Below are 14,737 nucleotides of genomic sequence, written 5' to 3' on the forward strand. Positions count from 1 at the left end.
CAGGAACCGGACGATCAGCGCCGCGGGGCGTGGGTGGACAGGAAAGCGAACGTCTTGTCCCGCGCCTCCCTCGCCTCATCGAAGTTCAGGTGGAACTGGTACTCATGCGGCAGCTCCGGCTCATGGGTGGCTGGCCAGAACAGCTCGGTCACCGGAACGCCGGCATCCTTGAGGCGGTTGCTGTAGGGCACGGACTGGAGCCATGTGAGCCCGTCACCGTTGCCCCCGCTGATGAACGTAGGCGGGAAGTCGTCGGTGACGAAGTCGATAGTGGACATGGTGGCCCCGGCGTAGGTCGCGGACCAGTCCTTGGTGCCTGTGTAGGCCCAAAGGGAGGTCTTGAACCCCCAGGCAACGATGCCGTTGAGGTCAGCCATGGCCCGGAGATCGTACACACCGCAATGGAGGATGGTGGCGGCCAACTCCGACTTCTGGAGGGCAGGCTGGATCCCCATCAGATTGGCGTACTCGGGGTTTACGGTGAGCGTGGTCATCTGGCTGGCAAGCTGGGCCCCGGCAGAGTCACCGGCGAGCACAATGCGGCTGGTGTCCACATTCAGTTCGGCCGCATGGTCCTTGATGTAGGCGAGGGCGTCGTTGATGTCACGCACGGCAGTGGGATAGGTGGCTTCGGGAGCGATCGGATAGCTCATGCCGATGGTGGTGTAACCCTCGGCGGCGATGATCTGGAGATACGGATTCACGTCGCGCTGCGCTCCGGAAATCCAGGCACCCCCATGAATCCACACCACGGTCGGCAGCGGCGCGGTGGTCCCTTCCGGGCTGAAAACATCAAAGGTGGACCCGGGCTTGTACACCACGCCGGCCTGGGATTGCAGAGGCGTATCCGGCACGTAAGGGGTCATCTCATCAATGGTCGCCTGCGCCCCACGCTCAAAAACACTGCGGATCAGCATCGCGGACGGCCACGGGGTAGCCGACAGTGCCAGAAGGACGATCAGGACCAGCAGAATCGCAACGTCCAGCTTCTTCAGCCGCGATGACCGTACCCGCGGAGGCCGCGAACGTGGTCCCGCTCCTGCTGATCGGCTCTCATCTGTACTTCTTTGGATCGATTCCAACGGTCCCATCACACACTCCCCCGGTCGGTGCACCTGTGGACCATGCTAAGGCCGCCGCGGCGTTTGCCGACGTCAGCCCTGCGGCCGTGCCGCCGACAGCAGCACTCCTTCGCCGCCGTCGAACGCTACGGTGTGAAAACGGGCGCCCCGCGCGGCCTCCCAAAATCCCCATCTTCGGTGCAACGCCAGAGACGCCTCATTGCGCGCATTGACCACATACCAGGCGAACTCCGCCCGCTCCCACATCCAGTGGAGACGGGCCTCAGTCAGCTGCGCCGCCAGGCCCATCCGCCGGAATTCAGGCCGCACGGTGACGCCCCCCAGGTAATGCCCGGCCGGCGCGGGGCCGTCCGCGTAGTCCCAGTAATGCGTTTTCGCCCAACCCACGACGCCGGACCCACCTTCCGCGGTGGTGTCATCACGCGCTTCGGCCACCACGACGAGACGGGTGGGGTCGGCGACCGCGGCGAGGATGCCATCAGCAAATCGCTCAGTCTCACTGAGAGATGTCCGCCCAGCTGCGATGTCCGCGGCGAGGATGCCATGTACATCGGCTGGGCGGGCTGTCCGGATAGTGAAGTACACCGGCTTAGTCTATTTGAGCAAAAGACTTTCATTATGAGTTGCAGCCCATAATATGGGATAGGCGACGCCCCGCACTAAGGAAGCCCATGACACATCACACCATCGCCCCACTGGACGGCGTCCGGGTCCTGGAACTCGGCAACTACATTGCCGCACCCACGGCAGGCAGGCTGCTGGCCGACTTCGGAGCCGAGGTCATCAAGGTGGAGCGGCCCGGCACCGGCGACGAGCTGCGTAACTGGCGCCTGCACAAGGGCACCACGTCCATGCTCTACCGCACACTGAACCGCAACAAGAAGTCCGTGGTCCTGGATCTCCGCACCGACGCGGGCAAGCAGGCCGTGCTGGAGCTGGTGGCCAAGTGCGACATTCTCCTGGAAAACTTCCGGCCCGGCACCTTGGAAAAGTGGGGCCTGGGACCGGAGGTCCTCAACCAGGCCAACCCGAAGCTGATCGTCACGCGCGTTTCTGCCTTCGGGCAGACGGGGCCGCTGTCCGAGCGGCCCGGTTTTGCCGCCGTCGCCGAAGCGTACGGCGGGTTCCGCAACCTGGTGGGCGACCCGGACCGCGCTCCCGTTCGTGTTGGTGTCTCGATCGGCGACTCGATCGCGGGCCTGTACGCCGCCTTCGGCTCCGTGATGAGCCTGTACCAGCGTGAAGCACGACGCCGGGACTCGGCCGGTGGCGTTCCGCTCACCGAGCGCATCATCGACGTTGCGCTGAATGAGGCAATGTTCTCGATGATGGAATCGTTGATCCCTGACTATCAGGCTTACGGCGTGGACCGTCAGCGTGTGGGCGGCCGGATGGAGGGCATTGCTCCCTCCAACGCGTACGTGTGCAAGGACGGCGCGAGCATTGTGGTGGCAGGCAACGGTGACTCCATTTTTCAGCGGTATATGCAGACCATCGGTCGCCCTGATCTCGCCGAAGACCCTTCGCTGCAAACAAATGCCGGGCGCTGGGCCCAGCGAGAGGAGCTTGACCAGGCCATCGGCGAGTGGGCAGCTGCGCTTTCCGGTGCTGAGGCGCTGGCGGCCCTCGAGGCCGCAGGAGTTCCGGCCGGACCGATCTATACCGCCGCGGACATCAGCACGGATACCCAGTATGCGGCCCGCAACATGATCCAGAAGTTCGACGTGTCCACCGGCGAGGAAATTCTTCCGGGGGTGGGCTTCCCGGGCATCGTTCCGGTGATCGGGGACCAGTCCCTGCCCATCAGAAACCTCGGCCCGGACCTGGGCGAAAACACACAGGAAATCCTTGGCGGATTCCTGAAAATGGATGCCGCGCAGATCAGTGCGGCCTCCGGCCGCGAGGAGGCCCTCCGACCATGAACAACTTCGAAAGCCCCCTGGCCACCACGCTGGGCAACGCCATTCTTCGGGACGTCACGCTGCGCGACGGGCTCCAGCTTACCGGGAAGATCCTGCCCACCGAACGGAAGATCGAGACGGTGCGGGAACTGCTGCGGCTGGGAGTGCCCGCCATTGAGCTGGGTTCCATGGCCCGCGCAGATTTGGTCCCCACCATGGCCAACACACTTGACGTGGTCCGGGCCCTCACCCCCGAGGAACTGGAGAAGTGCTGGATCTGGGTGGCCACCCCCGGTCACGTCGCGAAAGCATCAGCCGCCGGAGCAAGGAACTTCCAGTACTGCTTGTCGGCCTCCGACTCGCACAACAAGGCCAATATTGGGCGGACCACTGATGAGAGCTTGGCCGCACTTCCCGAAGCCGTTGAGTACGCGCGGGCGGTGGCTGGCCAGATCCAACTGTGCATTGCCACCTCCTTCACCTGCCCGTTCGAGGGTTACGTTCCCGAAGAGCGCGTTCTCTCCATCGCCAATGATCCGCGGGCTGAAGGCACCACGGACATAGTCATCTGCGACACCTTGGGGCAAGCCGTGCCCGCGCAGGTCTCCCGGCTCATCACCCGGGTTCGGGACGAGTCACCTGCACGCAGGATCGTCTATCACGGCCACGACACCTGGGGCTTGGGTGTAGCAAACACGCTTGCCGCTCTTCAGGCCGGAGCCGCCATGGTGGACGGCGCCCTTGGTGGACTGGGCGGCTGCCCTTTCGCACCCGGCGCCAGTGGCAATACGTCCAGTGAAGACATTCTCTTTGCGACCCGCCCTGAGTGGTTGGGTCCGGACGTCTTCGGGGAACTTGTGGTGCTTTCGGAGAAACTCCTGGCCGAGTTGGGTGAACCGAACCGCTCCAAGGCAGCCCAGGGAGCGCGGTCCAAGGCTGAGGCTTTTGACTGGGTCAGGCCAGCCTAGCTCTTCTTGCCCGCTCCGCCCGCAGCCATAAGTTCCAGACGCTTGAGCGTCTCGCGGTTCCGCACTCCTATCACGGGGTCCCGCAGTGCCTTGGGTATCAATTTTCCCGGGCCGCGGACGGCGTCTTCTGCAATGGACACCCGGCACTGGGAACCGCCAAGGTCTTCCAAGGTGATCAGGATTCTGGCTTCGCCCAGAGGCCATCCTCTCGCGAGGATTTCCAGCTTTCTGCCAGGTTCCACAGCAGTGACCCTGCTGCTGTCATCGATGAGGAAGGGCCAAGACCCAACGGAATGATGCAGCTTGGAACCCACCTGCGGCCACTGATCGTCGACGGCGCGGATCCGTGAAGCACCCACCACCCAGCCGGGATAGAGCCACCCGTCCTCGATGACGTCCCAGACGTCGGCGGCGGGGGATCTGAACAACTGCGTCACGGTGGACATGTGGACCCTTTCTCAGCAGATACGGCCACGGCAATGACACTAAGCTAAGCATGCTTATGGATTGGCCGCCATAGGCCGCTCCCGGTCACGGCTGTGGCTTGCTGGCCTTGCCGTCCAGCCAGAGCATGTCCGACTCGTCCCGGTGCGTGCCGTCCGAACCCACATGCTTGCTGTCGATCTGTGGGCCCTTCTTAATGACGTGTACCAGCGCCATTCCATGGCCGCGGCCAAGATCATAATCAGCCTTGAGCCATTCGAGGATGGTCCCGGCCTTCACCGAAGGGTCACTGAATCCCTTGGATTCGGCGATTTCAACGAGCTTCCTCGGAGTGAGGCCGGTCTTGTCTTCAATGGCGTCGAGATAAGCCTGGAATGACATCGGCGTGGCCTTTCGTTCTAGATTTCAGGGACATTACTGCGAAGTCTGCGTGAGCCATAGCGTACCGCCACCAGGGCGTACCGAAATCCCAGCGCGGCCGGATCCATAAGAACCCGCCGTCCACGAATCAGAGCCAGACCAATTCAGCGGCGGACCCCGCGGTTCCGGCGAGGGTACCGCGCTGCTTGGCGGCGCCCCTACACTGATCGCATGATGAGCCGAGGGTGGCGTTCCCTTGCGGCGGGTCTGGGCTTCGCCGCGACACTGCCGCTTGTGGGCGCGTGCGACTCCGGCGGAACTGGTGGCGGCGGCTCCGTTTCGGAACCCTCCAGCGGAAGCCCAGGACCCATCTACGTTGAGGTCAACCAGTCTCGGGACCAATACGGCAAGCAGGCCATCATGCTGCAGCTCACCAACACCACGGACGCTCCCCTGACGGTGACCGCCGCCCGGCTGCGATCCACGCTTTTTGACGGTGACATTTCCTGGGAACCATTGGAAGGCAGCTTGGAGCTGCCGCCGCGTCAGCCCAAAAGCCTTCCTGCTGCTTTGCCGGGGGCCGCCTGCGAAGCATCCGGCACAGCGTCACCGGAACTCAACGCCAGGATCACCTACGCAGCAACGGGCAAAGAACCTGTGGACGGGATCACCGAGGCTTCCGATCCCTTCAACGTCCTCGCCAGAAACGCCGGCGAACTGTGCCTCGCAGCAGAAGCTGCCGCCGTCGCCTCAATGGTCCTGGACCCCGCACTTGAGGTGGCAGCGGACGGCCGCACCGCCGTCGTGCGCCTTGTCATGACGCCGGCCACGCCGGGTGGATCCGCGAAAAGCCTCACCATTGAATCGATCGACGGAACCACCCTTCTGGCGGAGACACCCTCTGATCCCTGGCCGCGGAACGTCACCATCGCACCCGGTGACGCCACACGCGTTTTGGCCTTGCACATGAGACCTGCGCGCTGCGACCCACATGCCGTCGCCGAGGACAAGGTGGGGACACTCTTGCCATTAAGGGTCACAGTGGGTGAACGTCAGGGGTTGGTGAAGATCGCGGCGTCCAATGAACTCCGTGGCCGGATCTACGACTTCGTCACCGTCGCATGCGCCACTGCGGGCTAAGCGTGCCTAGCCGAGAGTGGCCAGGGCGCGGGGAGCGCACTCCACCGTGACCTTGACGTTCGCTTCAACGCTCTTCACCTCGCCATCCATTTGATACGGCAGGGGCTTGAGCGTGGTGAATTCATACTTGCTCATGCTCGGTTGGTCACCCAAGCCCTGCGTGGTGGCCTTGAGCGCAGTCAGGAGAACGCGCCACTTGGGCATATGCGGGAAAGTGATGACCTCAAACTTCCCGTCGGATGGGTGGTTTGCGGCTTCACTGAGCGTGGCGTACTTGGCCATTTCATTGATATTGGCGAAGACGAGGCTGTCGAATTTCCGGCGCTTCCCGTCAGCCAAGCGAATGCCAAACGGCTCGAACTTGGAAAACGTCTGGATCACGGTGACCATTTCCGTCAACGCACCTTTACTGCCCTTTTCGAGTTCGGTGGCCACCACAGGGGTCAAGCCGAATCCGATGTAGGAATGCGCATATTCGAGGGGCTCATTCTCGTTTTGGCCCGTGTGGATGCGGAGAAGGTCAATGTGGTGAACATGGCCTTCGGCAATGGCCTCTTCCAACGGTTTCGTCGACATGATCCTGCTGTGGTCGTTGGCGTTTCCGGCAGCCCTGACTGCACAGACAGCCTTGGGGTTCCCGGCCTGCATCACACCATTAACCACCTCGTTGTAGCCGCCATCGCCGCTGACGGACACCACCAGGACGTCGCCGCCCTTGCTGGCCGCTTCCCTCGCCAGATCGACGGCGTGTCCGGCGTGTTCGGTGGGCTGGAGGGTGATCTCAGGCTGATAGGAGAGGAGCTCCTTCAGCCGGTCATGCAACTGCTGCGCCAACTCAGGCGCATCCCCCGTGCTGTTGGGGTTAAAAATGATGACGATCGACTCAAAGGTCCGGGCAGAATCCACAGTGTGCTCCTGATTCATTGCGAGGTCCCTCTTCAGGCGATAGTTTCCCTCGGAAGTTCCCATAGTATTCCCAAAGCCGCTGGGGTTTCGGATGGGCCCTGAACGTGCAAGCATGAAAATGCACCTTAAGAAGCAAGATCACGTCAATCAGCCTGATGCGGTTAGTGCCGTGTCAGGGGTCGGGAAAGGTTCATGGAAGACTCACGCCAGACGGCCCGGTCGCTGGTCATGGAGCATGAGATCACCCTGGACGATTTATGGGCTTGGTATTGGGCCAACGGCGGAAACGCCAGGCCGTGGGATTTCGACGCCTACCTCTTTGGCATCCAAGAGCGGGATCCCTTCGACCTGAAGATCCTCACTTGGGCCATGGAAGATCTTGAGGCGCGTTCACTGCTCTGATTCCCCTAGGGCATTGCTGCATGGGCCGGCTACTTAAGCTCTTTCCGGGCCTCCATCAGATGCCGTGTTGAGTGGGCAACGAACGGGCGCCCGGACCTCATCTGCTCATCCATTTCCCTCAGTCTGCCCAGATAGCGTTCTGCTGAAAAATCGGGAACCCACCACACACATTTGCGCAGGATCCACACCACGGCGCCCACGTCGAAGAACTCCATCCGGCACCGGGCGGTGCGGAGGTCCGTGACGGTGAGGCCGGAGGCTTCGGCAGCCGCTGCCTCGGCCTGGGGGTCCCGCCCCTTACGCTGTTCCGGTAAAGGCCCCAGAAAGTGTTCAATCAGTTCAAAGGCCGACGCCGGTCCCACATGCTGGGCGAAATAGCAGCCACCGGGGATCAGGACGCGGTGAATTTCTTTCCAGTCGGGCCTGACCGGGTGGCGTGCGGTCACGAGCTCGAAGGAACTGTCAGGGAAAGGCAGGCCGGAACCGGCTGTCGTCTCCAGGATGTCTACTCCGCGCGGCCCCAGTAACCCACGGGCGCGTTGGGCGTTGGGCGGCCAGCCCTCGGTGGCAGCCATCAGTTCAGGAAACTGGGTGGCCTCTGAGAGCACCTCGCCGCCACCAGTGTCCAGGTCCAAGGCACTCCGGACAGCGGCAAGGCGGCCCGCCAGCAACTTCGCATATCCCCACGGCGGACGTTCTTCGGTTGCCCGCCCGTCCAGCCAGGCGAATCCCCAGCCGTTCACGTCGGCTTCCCCGGCCTCCGCCACCAAAGTCTCAAAATCACGCATCAGTGTTTCCGTCGTCTTTCCGCCGCGAGCTGGCCAGCAACCCTGCTGATCAATTGGTACGGGATTGGCTTGGATAAAGGGAACTTCAAGGTTCCTTTCCCGGACAGATACTGCTCCAACTCGTTATTCAACGTTTCGTCTCCCCGAGGGACCGGATACACCGAAATGTGGTGTGCCCAGGCAGCGAAATACACCACATAGTGCCCATCGATGGTGACTGTGGGAATGTCATAACTGATCATCTCGCCGGCATCGGGAACTGCTGCGTGAATGCTCCTGCGGATCTCCTTGAGGATCAGCTGGGTGGCCTCAGGCTGGGCTGCGATGTAGGCGTCCACTGTGGAGTGTTTCCCGGCCATCGTCATTCTCCCTTACGTTGTTAATCAGCTCTCGCCGGGGAAACGTCCACCGATCAGCCTGGTCATGTGCTCAGCGGCAGCCAGCAGGGGCTCCACCCAAGCCTCGCATGTCTCCCGCGGCATCCGAAGAGTTGGCCCGCTGATAGCGACGGCGCCCACCAAGCCGGCGGCCGAATCGAAAACCGGCGCGGATAGCCCTGATGCGCCGTCTTCCCGCTCACCCACAGTGATGGCGAACCCGTCAGCGTGGGTCTTCTTCACCGCCGCTTCGAGCTCCTCGGAACTGGTGATGGTGTGATCCGTGATGGACTCCAACGGATCCCGCAGCACGGCTTCCATCAATTCCGGCGACCAGGCCAGGAGCACCCTGCCTGCCGACCCTGCGTGAAGCGGCACAATCTTTCCCAAGTGCATCTCCCGGCGGAGTGCGTGATGCGTTTCTGCCATGGCCACGCAGACCCGGTAGTGCTGTTCTGCTTTGAAGAAGCACGCAGTCTCGCCGGTGGTGTCCCGAAGGGACTTGAGCAGCGGACCCAGGATGTCCACCACGTCCATACCGCGGGTTGCCGGCGCCGCCCAGTAGGCCATCCGCATGCCGATGCGGTACGCATCGCCTTCCCGGTCCAGGAAGCCCTGCGACGTGAGGTTCGTGACCAGTCGCTGCACCGTCGACGTGGGCATGCCGGTGGATTCGCGGATGTCTGCCAACTGCAGTACCGGCTTGGACAACGAGAAAGCATCCAGGATGGACGTGATCTTGCCCAGGACAAGCAAAGGGTTGCCGTTGGCCTTCACGGAAGCATCGGATGCGGACATAAGACTCACGCTAAACGCTCCGGCAAGGTCGCGCCAATCCCGCCGGTAGGGTTGCATCATGGGGACAGTTTTGGAAGCCGAAGGCTTGCTGGTTGGGTACGCCGGGGCTCCGGTGTGCGGGGAAGTTTCTGCATCCGTGGATCCGGGTGAAGTCTTGGGAATCGTGGGTGTCAACGGCGCCGGGAAGTCCACGGTAGCCCGTACTCTTGCGGGACGGCAGGCGTCCTTGGCCGGCGACGTGAAAGTCCACGGCCTTCTCATCGACCCTGACGCCGTTCCCTTCCGCCGGCAAGTTTCGGCAGTGTTTGACGACGACCTCTTCTTCCCGTCCCTCACAGTTCGGGAGCACCTCCTCCTCATCGCCCGCGGCCATTCATTGGAGGACCCCGAAGCGCGTGTTGAGGAAGAGCTGGATTTCTTCGGGCTCCAGGGCAGGTCGCACGCCATCCCTGACGCCCTCTCTTCGGGCCAGCGGCGCCGGCTGCTGCTGGCAGCGGGGCTGATCCGTCCGTCGTCGCTCCTGATCCTTGATGAGCCGGAGCAACGGCTCGATCCGCGGATGCGGGTGGCCCTCGGTGAGCGCATCGCCGCCCACGCCAAAGAGGGTGGCGCAGTGGTTCTGGTGACCCATGATCCCCAGCTCCTGCTCGCTACCGCCTCATCCTGTTTGGTTATTGACGAGGAAGTCCAGGTATTCGATCCGGAACAGGGGGCCTCGATCATTGCCGGCTCCTGACATGATCACGCTTGAACCGTCAGGCCGGAACAGGGAGCTGGCTGCTGACATCGTCCGGTTTACCCGCAAGTCCGCCCGACGCTACAAACGCAGTCGGATCTCGTGGAGCGACAGGTTCGTCGATGCCTACAGTTGGGGCCTCGGCATCGGCGTGTCCCTGACCATCGCAGCCTCGTTCGTTCTAGCGCTGCGCAACGAAATCGCGGACCGCGCTTCCGCCACCGGCAGCATCATTGGCGAGCAATGGCTTGTCCTGCCGGAACCCGTGTTGTGGACGTCCGTGACCTTCGCGGTCCTTCTGTCCATCAGCAACCTGGCACGCAAGTTCGGACCCATGGCAGTGAGTGGTGCGGAGAGCACCTGGTGGCTGACTCTACCGGTGGATCGCCGCCCCATGGTCCTGCCGCCGTTCCTCGGCAAAGTCGCGCTTACCGCAGCCGGTTCGGCCATCATCTACCTTCCCTTCAGCATGGTTATCGCCATTGACCGCGCCCCCGTTGAACACGTTTTCGCTGCACTCACTTTTGGCGGTGCCGGCGCCATTGCGGTGGTTCTGGCGGCCGTGCAACAGCTCGGCCTACTGGGACCCCGGCTGGGTAAGGCGACCACTGCCGCGGCGACTTTGGGGTGCTCGTTCCTTCCCGCGCTGTCGTGGTCTCCGTGGCCAACAGCGCTGGTGGGCCTTGCCGCCGTCGGATTATCGGCGCTGGTTGTGCCGCGGTCCGGACGCGTGCGGGGTGAAGAGCTGGTTCGCGGCGGAGCCGTGGCCGGTCATGCCGGGGCTTCGCTGTTCATGATGGACGCCAATGAGGTGCTGCGCGCCTTGAGCGGCGGCCGTCAAAGGGTCGACGGCGGCAGGGCGGCCCGCTTTTACGCCCGGCACACGCACGGCCCCCTCAGGGCGCTGATCCGTGCTGATGCGGTTGCCTTCTTCAGACTCAATCCTCCGCTGATGCCACCCCTCCTGTGGCTTGTTGCCTGCATCGCCATGCTTTCGGTGGAAGGCGGGCTGCCGGAGTTCGTGCAGCTGGCGGTCATCGTGATCGCGGGGTGTGCCACGGCTTCCGGGATGGGAACCGTGGCCCGGAAGACCGCCCTGGTTCCTGAGCTCGACGCCATGCTTCCACTGCATCCGGCACTGGTCAGGACCAGTCGCGCGCTCATGCCTTGCCTTGCCATGTCCCTGTGGATGGCGGTGCTCAGTGGGCTGTTGGTTCTCCTCGGCGCAGCGGATCCGTGGTTGATACTGGTCGGTGCCCTGGCAGGCGTGGGCATGGGTGCGGGAACTCTCCGCGCGGCCACCAGAACGCCACCGGACTGGACCGCCCCGCCGGTTGAGACTCCGTTTGGTCCTGTTCCCCGAGCGCAGCTGGGCTCCCTGCTGCGGGGGCTGGACGTGACCATTTTGGCGACCATCCCGCTGCTCGTGGCACTCTATCTGGGGTACGTCCCATCGACCGTCCTGATGGTGCAGGCCGTGTTCAGTTCAGGGATCTTCCTGGTGGTGGTGCTGTCGAGGCCCAAGCGCACGTGACAGCGGTGCGGGCAGTGCCGTGGGAAGCCTTTAGAGCAGCACCGTTCCTTCGATGCACGTGGCCGACGCTCCACCAACCCAAATCTCGCCGTCCTCCGCTGTGATATGGACCCTGCCTGCCCTGCCCAGCACGGTGCCCTGGGCTGCAATGTACTCTTCAGGCGCCCGGCCACTGCCGATCAACCACTGCGCAGCGCCGGCATTGAAACTGCCCGTGACCGGGTCTTCCACCATGGCGTCGCCAGGAATGAACGTACGGACTTCAAAGTCGACGCCGGTACCCGGTTGATGCGGTCCGATCACACCGACCTTGAGGTCACCCATGGCAGCGAAATCCGGTTCGATGGCCAAAACTTGTTCCGCGGAACCGAGGAGCACGCCGATCCATGTGGGTCCGTTGACCAGCCATGAGGCGTCCAACAGAGCTTCGTCCGGAAGACGCAGGCCGGCAGCGAGCTGGACCCTGATACTGTCATCAACCGGGCCAAAGCGCGTCAGCGGCGGCGCGGCGAAAGCCAACCGCCCGGCGTCGTGCTTCACCCTCACCAAACCGGCGCCGCACTCCTGGACCAGGACGCCGTCAGCCTTGGGCACTCCCCCGGCCTGAAGCCAGGTATGTGCTGAACCCAGCGTCGGATGCCCTGCGAAGGGGAACTCCTCGCTGCCTGTGAAGATCCGCACCTTGTAATCCGCCAGTGGGTCCGTGGGAGGCAGGAGGAACGTGGTCTCGGAAAGGTTGGTCCAGTTGGCGAAGTGCTGCATTGTGACTGTGCTGAGGCCTTCGGCATCGACCACCACGGCAAGCGGGTTGCCTCGGTAAGGCTGGTCGGAGAAGACGTCCACCTGGTGGAACGGGCGGCTGCGCAGGGCTTCTGAAGTCACCGGTGCAGGCTATCACCGGTTGCTGGCCGGTTTTGCTGACGCACGTGCCCCGGGTCTGCAAAACTACCCCTATGGCAGAGAACAAGACCCAGCCCACGGACGTGTCCGTGGAAGAATTCCTGGCCGCCGTGGAGCACCCGACCCGGCGTGCGGACGGTTTCGAACTGCTGGAGATGATGCGTGACATCACCGGCAAGGAAGCCGTCATGTGGGGGCCGTCGATCGTTGGCTTCGGCAGCTATCACTACAAGTACGACAGCGGCCGCGAAGGCGACGCCGCCGCCGTCGGATTCTCACCGCGCAAGAGCAGCCTGGTGCTCTACGGCCTCACCGAAGGTCCCGACGCAGACCGGCTGCTACCGGAACTCGGAAAGCACAAGACCAGTGCCGCGTGCCTGTATGTGAACAAACTGGACGACGTGGACCGGGACACCCTGGCCGAGATGATCCGCACCGGGTACAAGCACGTGATGGAGGAGATCCACACTCCCTGATTCCCCCGCAAAAAAGACCCCCACCACCGGAATCCGGTGGTGGGGGTCTTGGATGCAGTCAAAGACTACTTTGCGCTGCGTAACACTGCGTTACTTGCTTGCAACGACCTCGAGGTCGATGACAGCGGAAACGTCCTCGTGCAGGCGAACGTTGGCCGTGTACGAACCGACAGACTTGATGTGGTTCGGCAGTTCAACGTTGCGCTTGTCGATGGCGCCGAGGCCAGCGGCCTCAACAGCAGCAGCGACGTCAGCAGGCTTGACGGTGCCGAAGAGACGACCGGACTCGCCGGCCTTCACCTCGAGCTTGACCTTCTTGGAGGACAGAGCCTGGGCCTGTGCCTGTGCAGCTTCAACAGAAGCGTGCGCACGAGCGGCGCGGGCAGCCTTGATGGACTCAACCTGCTTCTCGCCACCCTTCGACCAGGTCAGAGCGAAGCCGCGGGGCAGCAGGAAGTTACGTGCGTAACCGTCCTTGACCTCCACAACGTCGCCAGCAGCACCGAGACCGGTTACTTCGTGGGTCAGAATGAGCTTTGCCATGTTAGTTAATCCCTTCCCTTAGCCGCGGCCAGCGCCGGAGTAAGGCAGCAGAGCAACTTCGCGGGCGTTCTTGATTGCCTGGGCGATCTTGCGCTGTTCCTGAACGGTAACGCCAGTAACGCGACGAGCACGGATCTTTCCGCGGTCGGAGATGAACTTGCGCAGCAGTGCTACGTCCTTGTAGTCGATGACAGTGATGTCAGCGGCCTTCAAGGGGTTGGACTTTGGTTTGGGCTTACGGAGTTCAGCCTTAGCCATCGTGGAGCTCCTTTTCTATGGAGCCCGTGGATATTGATCCACGGGATGGTGGTGTTCGACGGCGGTTGCCACCAAGGTGCCTCGCGGCAGTCCGGGTGAGCGTCCGGCGTCGGACGTTTATGTTTTGTTTAGAAGGGAGGTTCGGAATCCGGGCCGTTGCCCCAGCCGCCGGCATTGCTGACACCGGGCGTAGCCCAAGGATCATCCTGCTGCTGTGCGGGCTGGTTGCCGCCCCAGGTTCCACCGGAGTTGCCGCCGCCCTGGTTTCCACCAGGAGCGCCACCTCCAAAGCCACCGGAATTACCGGCGTTACCGCCACCGAAGCCGCCCTGCCCGCCGCCGGAGCGCTGGGTACGGTTGACCTTGGCGTTTGCGTAACGCAGGCTGGGGCCGATTTCGTCGACCTCAAGCTCGATAACGGTGCGCTTTTCGCCTTCTTTTGTTTCGTAGGAACGGCTCTTCAAACGGCCGGAAACGATGACGCGCATACCCTTTGTGAGGGACTCGGCCACGTTCTCGGCTGCTTCGCGCCATACAGATGCGCGGAGGAACAGGGTTTCCCCGTCCTTCCACTCATTGGACTGGCGGTCAAAGGTCCGGGGAGTAGAAGCGATGGTGAAGTTCGCTACTGCTGAGCCAGACGGGGTGAACCGCAGCTCGGGGTCATTGGTGAGATTACCGATGACCGTAATAGTGGTTTCGCCTGCCATCTACTGCCTCCTTGTTCGTTCCTGCGGGATAAAGATCTGGAAGGGGCTGATTACTCAGCAACGACCTTCTGGTCTTCAGGACGGATGATCTTGGTGCGCATGATCGTCTCGTTAAGAGACAGCTGGCGATCAAGTTCCTTGGCGGTAGCCGGTGCTGCGGTGAAGTTCACCACGGCGTAGATACCTTCGGACTTCTTCTTGATGTCGTACGCCAGACGGCGACGGCCCCAGATGTCAACCTTTTCGATGGTTCCACCATCGGTGGTGATGACATTGAGGAACTTCTGAAGCGACGACTCTACGGTACGCTCTTCGACCTCGGGGTCGATGATTACCATCAATTCGTAAGGACGCATATGTGAACCCACCTCCTTTGGGCTAAGCGGTTACGGTATTTCCGTAACAGGAGGTTCA

Annotated in this window: 20 protein-coding genes; 7 read left to right on the top strand and 13 right to left on the bottom strand. The window is 62.6% G+C overall.

Going from position 1 to position 14,737, the window contains the following annotated elements:
* Nucleotides 1-14: 14 nt before the first annotated feature.
* Both AYX22_RS21845 and AYX22_RS21850 read right to left on the bottom strand, forming a co-directional pair.
* Nucleotides 15-1,091, bottom strand: a complete 1,077-nt coding sequence (locus tag AYX22_RS21845; RefSeq protein WP_207595535.1) for an alpha/beta hydrolase — start codon at nt 1,089-1,091, stop codon at nt 15-17.
* Between the two features lie 63 nt (nt 1,092-1,154).
* Nucleotides 1,155-1,667 (bottom strand): GNAT family N-acetyltransferase, encoded by a 513-nt coding sequence (locus AYX22_RS21850; RefSeq protein WP_207595536.1) that lies wholly within the window; start codon nt 1,665-1,667, stop codon nt 1,155-1,157.
* Nucleotides 1,668-1,753: 86 nt separating this feature from the next.
* Between AYX22_RS21850 and AYX22_RS21855 the strand changes: the two genes are divergently transcribed.
* Nucleotides 1,754-3,004 carry a CaiB/BaiF CoA-transferase family protein gene (locus tag AYX22_RS21855; protein WP_207595537.1) on the top strand — a complete coding sequence of 417 codons (1,251 nt, stop codon included), beginning with the start codon at nt 1,754-1,756 and terminating at the stop codon, nt 3,002-3,004.
* Nucleotides 3,001-3,951, top strand: a complete 951-nt coding sequence (locus tag AYX22_RS21860) for a hydroxymethylglutaryl-CoA lyase (protein ID WP_207595538.1) — start codon at nt 3,001-3,003, stop codon at nt 3,949-3,951. The genes AYX22_RS21855 and AYX22_RS21860 overlap by 4 nt, the downstream gene beginning before the upstream one ends.
* On the opposite strand, the gene AYX22_RS21865 is transcribed toward AYX22_RS21860, so the two are convergent.
* Nucleotides 3,948-4,397: an SRPBCC family protein gene (locus AYX22_RS21865; protein WP_207595539.1), complete on the bottom strand. Its 450-nt coding sequence runs from the start codon at nt 4,395-4,397 to the stop codon at nt 3,948-3,950. The genes AYX22_RS21860 and AYX22_RS21865 overlap by 4 nt on opposite strands.
* Nucleotides 4,398-4,482: 85 nt before the next feature.
* Nucleotides 4,483-4,776, bottom strand: coding sequence for a DUF4287 domain-containing protein (locus tag AYX22_RS21870; RefSeq protein ID WP_207595540.1), 294 nt, complete (start codon nt 4,774-4,776; stop codon nt 4,483-4,485).
* A 210-nt stretch (nt 4,777-4,986) separates the two neighbouring features.
* Between AYX22_RS21870 and AYX22_RS21875 the strand changes: the two genes are divergently transcribed.
* The gene (locus AYX22_RS21875) at nt 4,987-5,895 is read left to right on the top strand and encodes a hypothetical protein (protein ID WP_242703452.1); all 909 of its coding nucleotides are present in this window, start codon (nt 4,987-4,989) and stop codon (nt 5,893-5,895) included.
* 6 nt (nt 5,896-5,901) lie between these two features.
* Here the strand turns inward: AYX22_RS21875 and AYX22_RS21880 are convergent, their stop codons facing one another.
* A complete protein-coding gene (locus tag AYX22_RS21880; RefSeq protein ID WP_207597692.1) occupies nt 5,902-6,801 on the bottom strand; it encodes a diacylglycerol kinase family protein in 900 nt (299 codons plus the stop codon).
* Nucleotides 6,802-6,993: 192 nt separating this feature from the next.
* Between AYX22_RS21880 and AYX22_RS21885 the strand changes: the two genes are divergently transcribed.
* Nucleotides 6,994-7,203 (top strand): hypothetical protein, encoded by a 210-nt coding sequence (locus AYX22_RS21885; RefSeq protein ID WP_089597024.1) that lies wholly within the window; start codon nt 6,994-6,996, stop codon nt 7,201-7,203.
* A 29-nt stretch (nt 7,204-7,232) separates the two neighbouring features.
* Here AYX22_RS21885 and AYX22_RS21890 read toward each other — a convergent pair whose 3' ends face one another.
* Genes AYX22_RS21890 through AYX22_RS21900 form a run of 3 tightly spaced genes read right to left on the bottom strand, consistent with a single transcriptional unit; the run spans nt 7,233 to nt 9,166 of the window.
* On the bottom strand, nt 7,233-7,991 hold the full coding sequence (locus AYX22_RS21890) for a methyltransferase domain-containing protein (RefSeq protein WP_207595541.1): 759 nt from the start codon (nt 7,989-7,991) through the stop codon (nt 7,233-7,235).
* Nucleotides 7,991-8,350, bottom strand: a complete 360-nt coding sequence (locus tag AYX22_RS21895) for a DUF1801 domain-containing protein (protein WP_207595542.1) — start codon at nt 8,348-8,350, stop codon at nt 7,991-7,993. The genes AYX22_RS21890 and AYX22_RS21895 overlap by 1 nt, the downstream gene beginning before the upstream one ends.
* Before the next feature lie 24 nt (nt 8,351-8,374).
* Complete coding sequence (locus AYX22_RS21900; protein ID WP_207597693.1) at nt 8,375-9,166, bottom strand: IclR family transcriptional regulator; 792 nt, start codon at nt 9,164-9,166, stop codon at nt 8,375-8,377.
* 58 nt (nt 9,167-9,224) lie between these two features.
* Between AYX22_RS21900 and AYX22_RS21905 the strand changes: the two genes are divergently transcribed.
* Both AYX22_RS21905 and AYX22_RS21910 read left to right on the top strand, forming a co-directional pair.
* Nucleotides 9,225-9,902 carry an ABC transporter ATP-binding protein gene (locus AYX22_RS21905; protein ID WP_207595543.1) on the top strand — a complete coding sequence of 226 codons (678 nt, stop codon included), beginning with the start codon at nt 9,225-9,227 and terminating at the stop codon, nt 9,900-9,902.
* Between the two features lies 1 nt (nt 9,903).
* Nucleotides 9,904-11,436 carry a DUF6297 family protein gene (locus tag AYX22_RS21910; RefSeq protein WP_207595544.1) on the top strand — a complete coding sequence of 511 codons (1,533 nt, stop codon included), beginning with the start codon at nt 9,904-9,906 and terminating at the stop codon, nt 11,434-11,436.
* 30 nt (nt 11,437-11,466) lie between these two features.
* On the opposite strand, the gene AYX22_RS21915 is transcribed toward AYX22_RS21910, so the two are convergent.
* The gene (locus tag AYX22_RS21915) at nt 11,467-12,318 is read right to left on the bottom strand and encodes a PhzF family phenazine biosynthesis protein (RefSeq protein ID WP_207595545.1); all 852 of its coding nucleotides are present in this window, start codon (nt 12,316-12,318) and stop codon (nt 11,467-11,469) included.
* 71 nt (nt 12,319-12,389) lie between these two features.
* On the opposite strand from AYX22_RS21915, the gene AYX22_RS21920 reads away from it, so the two are divergent.
* Nucleotides 12,390-12,812: a DUF1801 domain-containing protein gene (locus tag AYX22_RS21920; protein WP_207595546.1), complete on the top strand. Its 423-nt coding sequence runs from the start codon at nt 12,390-12,392 to the stop codon at nt 12,810-12,812.
* Between the two features lie 90 nt (nt 12,813-12,902).
* Here the strand turns inward: AYX22_RS21920 and rplI are convergent, their stop codons facing one another.
* The 4 genes from rplI to rpsF form a co-directional block, all read right to left on the bottom strand.
* The gene (rplI, locus tag AYX22_RS21925; RefSeq protein ID WP_024818808.1) at nt 12,903-13,355 is read right to left on the bottom strand and encodes a 50S ribosomal protein L9; all 453 of its coding nucleotides are present in this window, start codon (nt 13,353-13,355) and stop codon (nt 12,903-12,905) included.
* A gap of 18 nt (nt 13,356-13,373) precedes the next feature.
* A complete protein-coding gene (gene rpsR / locus AYX22_RS21930; RefSeq protein WP_003800144.1) occupies nt 13,374-13,613 on the bottom strand; it encodes a 30S ribosomal protein S18 in 240 nt (79 codons plus the stop codon).
* A 128-nt stretch (nt 13,614-13,741) separates the two neighbouring features.
* Nucleotides 13,742-14,323, bottom strand: a complete 582-nt coding sequence (locus AYX22_RS21935; protein WP_011776754.1) for a single-stranded DNA-binding protein — start codon at nt 14,321-14,323, stop codon at nt 13,742-13,744.
* Between the two features lie 50 nt (nt 14,324-14,373).
* On the bottom strand, nt 14,374-14,679 hold the full coding sequence (rpsF, locus tag AYX22_RS21940) for a 30S ribosomal protein S6 (protein ID WP_011776755.1): 306 nt from the start codon (nt 14,677-14,679) through the stop codon (nt 14,374-14,376).
* Between the last annotated feature and the right edge of the window lie 58 nt (nt 14,680-14,737).

Source organism: Arthrobacter sp. D5-1, from assembly GCF_017357425.1.
Lineage (GTDB): Bacteria > Actinomycetota > Actinomycetes > Actinomycetales > Micrococcaceae > Arthrobacter.